This window comes from Ligilactobacillus hohenheimensis (assembly GCF_947381805.1).
In the GTDB taxonomy this organism is placed as follows: domain Bacteria; phylum Bacillota; class Bacilli; order Lactobacillales; family Lactobacillaceae; genus Ligilactobacillus; species Ligilactobacillus hohenheimensis.
The window spans coordinates 1-890 of the sequence record NZ_CANCXC010000011.1 but is presented as its reverse complement, the minus strand read 5'-3'; the positions used below and the strand labels follow the sequence as shown (position 1 = coordinate 890).

The following is an 890-nucleotide window of genomic DNA, read 5'->3' as shown; positions in this document are numbered from 1 at the left end:
ACTCTTTAAAACGCGGTGTTCTCGGTTCAATTTAATCAAGAAATCAAGAATTGTTATCTAGTTTTCAAAGAACAAAGTTGGCAACGTTGTTGCCAATGGAGCTTAGGAGAATCGAACTCCTGACCTCCTGCTTGCAAGGCAGGTGCTCTCCCAGCTGAGCTAAAGCCCCATGATGTTGAAGATGGGCCTAAGTGGACTCGAACCACCGACCTCACGCTTATCAGGCGTGCGCTCTAACCAGCTGAGCTATAGGCCCGTAAGCCATCTTTAACACTTATGATGTTTTAAAAAGAGGTAGATCCCTCAAAACTGACCACAGTATCAACCACGTGTAGGTTCCGTATATTTCCTTAGAAAGGAGGTGATCCAGCCGCAGGTTCTCCTACGGCTACCTTGTTACGACTTCACCCCAATCATCTGTCCCACCTTAGACGGCTAGCTCCAAATGGTTACCCCACCGGCTTTGGGTGTTACAAACTCTCATGGTGTGACGGGCGGTGTGTACAAGGCCCGGGAACGTATTCACCGCGACATGCTGATTCGCGATTACTAGCGATTCCGACTTCGTGTAGGCGAGTTGCAGCCTACAGTCCGAACTGAGAACGGCTTTAAGAGATTTGCTTGGCCTCGCGACTTCGCGACTCGTTGTACCGTCCATTGTAGCACGTGTGTAGCCCAGGTCATAAGGGGCATGATGATTTGACGTCATCCCCACCTTCCTCCGGTTTGTCACCGGCAGTCTCACTAGAGTGCCCAACTCAATGCTGGCAACTAATAACAAGGGTTGCGCTCGTTGCGGGACTTAACCCAACATCTCACGACACGAGCTGACGACAACCATGCACCACCTGTCATTCCGTCCCCGAAGGGAACGCCTAATCTCTTAGGTT

2 tRNA genes and 1 rRNA gene are annotated in these 890 nt (G+C 50.4%); all 3 read right to left on the bottom strand.

Features of this window, described 5'->3' with window-relative positions:
* Positions 1-96: 96 nt before the first annotated feature.
* A tRNA-Ala gene (locus QOR60_RS06820) sits at positions 97-169 on the bottom strand.
* Between the two features lie 13 nt (positions 170-182).
* Positions 183-256 (bottom strand) — tRNA-Ile (locus QOR60_RS06815).
* Positions 257-354: 98 nt separating this feature from the next.
* Positions 355-890 (bottom strand): 16S ribosomal RNA (locus tag QOR60_RS06810); the annotation flags it as partial.